This window comes from Bradyrhizobium sp. PRIMUS42 (assembly GCF_023006515.1).
Taxonomy (GTDB): Bacteria; Pseudomonadota; Alphaproteobacteria; order Rhizobiales; family Xanthobacteraceae; genus Bradyrhizobium.
On sequence record NZ_JALBGZ010000765.1, the window covers coordinates 1 to 2,850 of the forward strand.

Annotated in this window: 4 protein-coding genes; 2 read left to right on the top strand and 2 right to left on the bottom strand. The window is 65.0% G+C overall.

Translation table 11 applies throughout. The annotated features are described in order from the left end of the window. The coding region (locus MOV75_RS33225) for a LysR family transcriptional regulator (RefSeq protein ID WP_247007443.1) at window positions 1–141 on the bottom strand (141 nt) is incomplete at its 3' end. Between the two features lie 91 nt (window positions 142–232). On the opposite strand from MOV75_RS33225, the gene MOV75_RS33230 reads away from it, so the two are divergent. Beyond that, the gene (locus MOV75_RS33230) at window positions 233–985 is read left to right on the top strand and encodes a sulfite exporter TauE/SafE family protein (RefSeq protein ID WP_246926080.1); all 753 of its coding nucleotides are present in this window, start codon (window positions 233–235) and stop codon (window positions 983–985) included. Window positions 986–1,121: 136 nt separating this feature from the next. Here MOV75_RS33230 and MOV75_RS33235 read toward each other — a convergent pair whose 3' ends face one another. After that, window positions 1,122–1,754: a LysE family translocator gene (locus MOV75_RS33235; protein ID WP_246926077.1), complete on the bottom strand. Its 633-nt coding sequence runs from the start codon at window positions 1,752–1,754 to the stop codon at window positions 1,122–1,124. A gap of 223 nt (window positions 1,755–1,977) precedes the next feature. Between MOV75_RS33235 and MOV75_RS33240 the strand changes: the two genes are divergently transcribed. Continuing rightward, window positions 1,978–2,850 (top strand): adenylate/guanylate cyclase domain-containing protein (locus tag MOV75_RS33240; protein WP_247007442.1); only part of this gene is annotated, 873 nt, incomplete at its 3' end.

Here is a 2,850-nt window from a genome sequence, read left to right on the forward strand (position 1 = left end):
GACGCCGAGCGCGTCCTCGAGCCCCTTGATGCGCGCGCTGGCCGAGGCAAGCGCCAGATGCGAGCGCTCCGCGCCGCGGGTGATGCTGCGCTGGTCGGCAACCGCGATGAAGAGCTGGAGGTCAACGAGGTCGAAGCGCATGGCAGGTCTCTCCTCAGCCTTCGTCCTGAACGAAGGTACTCTCCGTAACCTCCAGATTGTGCCGGCGCGCGGCTTCGGTCAATGTGCCGACATGATCGACCCGCTTCTCATCGTCATCGCCGCCGTCTTTCTGCTCGCCGGATTCGTCAAGGGCGTGGTCGGGCTCGGCCTGCCGACGGTGTCCATGGGGCTGCTCGCGGTGAGCATGACGCCGAGCCGCGCGATCGCCATCGTGATCGTGCCCGCCATCGTCACAAACATCTGGCAGACCTTCGTCGGCCCGTATTTGCGCGACATCCTGCGGCGGCTGTGGCCGCTGATGATCGGCACCGTGATCGGCTGCTGGCTCAATGCCGACGCGCTGACCGGCCCGCATGCGCGCTACGGCACGATTGTGCTCGGCGCCCTGCTCATCATCTATGCCGTGATCGGTCTGAACAAATTCCAGTTCTGCGTCTCCCCGCAGAACGAGAAATGGGTCGGCGGCGTGGTCGGTGTCGTCACCGGCGTGATCTCAGCTTCGACCGGGGTGCAAGTGATCCCGTCGATGCCGTTCATGCAGGCGATCGGCATGGAGAAGGACGAGCTGGTGCAGGCGCTCGGCGTGTTCTTCACGACGGCGACGCTGGCGCTCGCCTTCAACCTCACCGCCGTCGGCCTGTTGACGCCGGCCAATGCCGTGCCGGGCGCCGTGGGCATGGCCATGGCGTTTGCCGGCATGTTCATCGGCCAGTCGGTACGGGCGCGGATGCCGGCCGAAGCGTTCCGCCGCTGGTTCCTGATCGCGATGATTTTGCTCGGCCTCTATCTCGCCGGCAGCGCGCTCGCGAAGGAGTTTGGTTAAACACAGACCGTAGGGTGGGTTAGCCGAAGGCGTAACCCACCTCTTTGCTTTGCGCGGAAACAAACAATGGTGGATTGCGCTTCGCTAATCCACCCTACGCAGCCCCCGCGCCGCTTCCATCATTCGTTCGAATGACTTACCGCGTCTCCAGCATGGCGACGCGGATGCCGAGATAGATGAAGAGGCCGCCGAGCGCGCGGTTGACCCAGGCGATCGCGCCCTCCGACTTGCGCAGCCGGTGCGCGGCTTTCGCCGCAAACGCCGCCAACACCAGGCACCACATCGTCCCCGTGCAGATGAAGATCAGGCCGAGCGTCAGGAAGGCGAGCGGCTTATGCGGCGCATCGGCTGCGACGAATTGCGGCAGGAAGGCCAGGAAGAACAGCGCGACCTTGGGATTGAGCGCATTGGTGAAGACGCCCTGGAGGAAGACCCGCCGCAGCGAGCTCCGCACCGGCTCGTCGATCGCCGCCGCCAGCGCCGGGCGCGACCACAGCATCTGCAACCCTGTGACGACCAGATAGGCAGCGCCCACCAGCTTCAGGATCGAGAAGGCAGTCGACGAGGCCATCAGCAGGGCCGAAAGGCCGATTGCCGCAGCCGCGACATGAACAAAACAGCCGCAACTGATGCCGAGGGCGGCAGCGGCACCGCCCCGCCAGCCCATCTGCATGCTGCGGCCGATGACGTAGACGGAATCGGGCCCCGGCGTGATGTTGAGCAGCACCCCCGACAGGATGAAGAGCCAGATTTCGTGAATGCCCAGCATGCGAGGTACCCCTGCCGCCGTCCGCGGCGGTCGCAAACCCGCTTAGTCGGTTCATCCCTCCCCGTCCACCGCCGGGATTGCTTGGGATTTACCTCGAATTTGCAATGCGGATCATGCTTCCGCTCGGCCTCATCTGCTTTATAAAGGCAGGGTTCTTGAAATGCGGGATTCGAGGCGACTGCCACGCCGTGGCCGGTCCGCCCTCCCTTGGAGCTCCGAGGATATGGAAAGACGTCTGGCCGCCATCGTCTGCGCCGATGTCGCCGGCTATTCGCGCATGATGGGCAGCGACGAAGCCGGCACCCATGCCGCCTTCAAGGCCCATCGCAGCGCGATCCACCCCATTATCCTCAATCACGGCGGTCGCGTCGTCAAAAACACCGGCGACGGCTTCCTGCTGGAGTTCCCCTCAATCGTCGGCGCCACCGAGGCCGCGATCGCGATGCAGACGCTGATGGCGGAGCGTAACCACCATCTGCCGGCCGACCGCGCCATGCAGTTCCGGCTCGGCATCCACATGGGCGACGTCATCGCCGACGAGGACGAAGTATTCGGTGACGATGTCAACATTGCCGTCCGCCTGGAATCGGTGGCGAGCCCCGGCGGCTTCGCGATCTCGGCCAAGGCCTATCGCGAGGCGAGCAAGCATCTCACCGCGCTGCTGACCGATGCCGGCAACCATCGCTTCAAGAACATCAAGGATGCGGTCGGGGTCTGGACCTGGACGCCTGAGGGCGCACCGGCGCTCGCACCCGAGCTGAGGGAGGCATCCGCCCTCTCGCAACAGTACCGCACCGCGATCGTCGGCGTGCTGCCCTTCGCCAATCTCAGCGATGCCCAGGACGAATATTTCTCCGACGGCCTCACCGAGGATCTGATCCACGCGCTGTCGTTGCAATCTTTCTATCGCGTGCTGAGCCGCAACTCGACCTTCGCCTTCAAGGGCAAGAACACCAGCACGCGCCTGATCGCGCGCGAGATCGACGCCACCTATCTGATCCAGGGCTCGGTGCGGCGCGCCGGCGCCAAGATCCGCGTCACCGCCGAGCTGATCGCGCCGGAGACCGGCGAGCAGCTCTGGACCGGCCGCTACGAT

Excerpts from the sequence above, each read along its gene's own strand:
- MOV75_RS33230 (WP_246926080.1), top strand. The coding sequence starts at position 233 with ATGATCGACCCGCTTCTCATCGTCATCGCCGCCGTCTTTCTGCTCGCC.
- MOV75_RS33235 (WP_246926077.1), bottom strand. The coding sequence starts at position 1,754 with ATGCTGGGCATTCACGAAATCTGGCTCTTCATCCTGTCGGGGGTGCTG.